Source organism: Paracidovorax sp. MALMAid1276 (assembly GCF_049198005.1).
In the GTDB taxonomy this organism is placed as follows: domain Bacteria; phylum Pseudomonadota; class Gammaproteobacteria; order Burkholderiales; family Burkholderiaceae_C; genus Acidovorax.
In genome coordinates this window covers 1-3,041 of record NZ_JBMIRS010000161.1, presented here as the reverse complement: position 1 = coordinate 3,041, position 3,041 = coordinate 1, and the positions used below count along the sequence as shown (strand labels likewise).

The window sequence follows — 3,041 nt, the reverse complement described above, 5'->3', positions numbered from 1 at the left end:
GCGCGGCAGAAGGGGCATCGGCTGCAACGCACGATAAACCGGTCTCGCGCGGTACGACCGCCTGCGCCCCGGGGGGGGCCACCCTAGGCTTGTCGGTAGCACCCCGCGATCCTCGGCTTTCGCGCGTTTCGCTTCGATGCCTTCTACCGCGCAAACTCCTAGCAGCAGGCTTTTTCATCCCTTTGCGCCATGGTGCGCGGCTGCTGTCCGTGCTGGCTTTGGCATGGTTCGGCCACGCCGCGTGCGCCGCGCCGCAAGTCGCCGAGCCGGGGGCGGGTGCTGAGCAATCAGCAGCCGCTGCAGCGCGCGATGTCGCGCAATGGATTGAACGCGTGCGCGCCGCGCCCTGCATGCGCCCTTACACGGGCACTTTCGTCGTACTGTCCGCGTCCGGCGCCATGGCCAGTTCGCGCATCTGGCATGTTTGTGAAGGCGCCCAGCAGCTGGAGCGTCTGGAGGCGCTGACCGGTACGCCCAGAACAGTATTCCGCAGAGACAGCGAGGTCCGCACTTTTCTGCCCCAGTCCAAGGTGGTGCGGACAGAGCAGCGCGAAGCGTCGGGCGTGTTTCCGCGTGTGCCGGTGGTGAGTGGTGCGGTGATCGGAAGCTTCTACAGTGCCCGGTTCATCGGGCAGGAGCGGGTGGCAGGGTTGGTGGCCGATGTGGTGCTGTTCAAGCCCAAGGACACCCTGAGGTTTGGCTACCGGCTCTGGAGCGAGCGCGATACCGGACTGGTCGTGAAGCTCCAAACCCTGGGTGGCGATGGGCGCGTGCTGGAGCAGGCCGCGTTTTCGGAGCTGGACATGAGCGCACCGGTTCGCGCGGACCAGCTGTCGCGCATGATGGACGCAACCGACGGCTACAAATCCGTCAGCCCTGCACTCACCAAAACCACAGCCCAGGCGGAAGGGTGGCAGCTGCGCCAGCAGATCGCGGGTTTTGTCCCGGTGAGCTGCCATCGGCGTGTCGTGTCTCAGGATGAGCAGGGGCAGACCGTGCTGCAATGCCTTTATTCGGACGGGCTGGCGTCGGTTTCGTTGTTTCTCGAAACCTACGACCCGCAACGCCATCCCGCGCAGGCACAGGTCTCCGGAATAGGGGCCACGCAGATGCTCGCGCAGCGCCTGCTTCCCGACATGTGGGTGACTGCAGTGGGTGAGGTACCTTTGCAGACCTTGCGCCTGTTTGCAGGTCAGCTCGAGCGCGTGCGCTGAGGCGCGCTTGGGTCTTATCCCATTTTTTTGAGCAAAGCGCAGGCGACCGCGCCGCCGTTTCGTGCCGCAGCGCACTTGCCAGGGAGTGCATGCGGGGAACCAATTCGGTTGACAACCTTCACAATGGGACACAGTTTGCCCACTGCATTCAACACAGCACAAGAAAGGTCGATGATGCCCATGTTTGTTTCGAATTCGCTGCGCGCGGTGGCCATGGCCGCAGTGTTTGCAGGCCTCTCCAGCCTGGCGACGGTGCCCTTTCAGGCTGCCCACGCACAGCAAACCGCCGCCGTGCGCGGGCTGCCTGACTTCACCGATCTGGTGGACCAGGTGGGCCCCTCCGTCGTCAACATCCGCACGGTGGAAAAGGCTTCGGGCCGCTCGGGTGCCGGCGGCATGGACGAGGAAATGCTGGAGTTCTTCCGCCGCTTCGGCGTACCCATTCCCAACGTTCCCCGCCAACAGCGGCCCCAGCGCCCGCAGATGGAAGAAGAGCCTCAGCCCCGCGGCGTGGGCTCGGGGTTCATCCTCACGGCCGATGGCTTCGTCATGACGAACGCCCACGTGGTGGAAGGTGCGGATGAAGTCATCGTGACGCTCACCGACAAGCGCGAATTCAAGGCCAAGATCGTCGGCGCAGACAAGCGCACCGACGTTGCCGTGGTGAAGATCGAGGCCACCGGGCTGCCCGCCATCAAGGTGGGTGATGTCAGCCGTTTGCGCGTGGGTGAATGGGTGATGGCCATCGGCTCGCCGTTCGGCCTTGAAAACACGGTGACTGCAGGCATCGTGAGCGCCAAGCAGCGCGATACGGGCGACTACCTCCCGTTCATCCAGACGGACGTCGCCATCAACCCCGGAAACTCCGGCGGTCCGTTGATCAACATGCGCGGGGAGGTGGTGGGAATCAACAGCCAGATCTACTCCCGATCGGGTGGCTTCATGGGCATCTCTTTTGCGATTCCCATGGACGAGGCCATCCGTGTGAGCGAACAACTGCGCGCCACGGGCCGGGTCACACGCGGGCGCATCGGCGTTCAGATCGGACAAGTGACCAAGGATGTGGCCGAGTCGATTGGCCTGGGGAAGGCGCAAGGTGCGCTGGTGACCGGGGTGGAGTCTGGTTCGCCCGCTGACAAGGCCGGTGTGGAGGCTGGCGACATCATCACGCGTTTTGACGGCAAGGCCATCGACAAGGTGGCGGACCTCCCTCGACTGGTGGGCAACACCAAGCCGGGCACCAAGAGCACGGTGACCGTGTTCCGCCGAGGCTCCCCGCGCGACCTGGCCATCACGATTGCAGAAATCGAACCCGACAAGCCATCTGCGGCAAAGACCCCCGAGCGTGAAGAGAAGCCCAAGGCGTCGCCTGCGGCGCAACAGGTGGGCCTGGCCGTCACGGAAATCACCGAGGCCCAGAAGAAGGAGCTCAAGCTGCGCGGCGGGGTCGCGGTGGCTGCAGCGAGCGAGGCCGCTGCGCGCGCCGGGTTGCGGGAGGGAGACATCATCCTCTCCATCGCCAACACCGAAGTGTCGAGCGTCAAGGAGTTCGAAGCGGCACTGGCGAAGGCGGACAAGAGCAAGCCCATCAATGTGCTCTACCGCCGCGGTGAGTGGGCGCAATATGCCTTGATCCGGCCGGCGCGCTGACACCCATTTTTCGGGCGCCGCTGGCACAAAAGCCCCGTGGATTCCACGGGGCTTTTCGTTGCGTGCGCCCAGCATGGGCGCACTCCTACGGGTGCAAGTCCCGTCGTAAGTTGGTCACAACGAACGAAGCGAAGCGCAACTGCATGAGGGCGACCGAATGTGGGGAGGAAGCGTGGA

General features: G+C 64.5%; 2 protein-coding genes. Both read left to right on the top strand.

Features of this window, described 5'->3' with window-relative positions; all coding sequences use genetic code 11:
* Window positions 1–1,214, top strand: a 1,214-nt coding sequence (locus tag ACOQFS_RS10995; RefSeq protein ID WP_421562918.1) for a MucB/RseB C-terminal domain-containing protein, incomplete at its 5' end; no start/stop codon positions are given.
* A 213-nt stretch (window positions 1,215–1,427) separates the two neighbouring features.
* Window positions 1,428–2,864, top strand: coding sequence for a DegQ family serine endoprotease (locus ACOQFS_RS10990; protein ID WP_421562919.1), 1,437 nt, complete (start codon window positions 1,428–1,430; stop codon window positions 2,862–2,864).
* Window positions 2,865–3,041 lie beyond the last annotated feature (177 nt).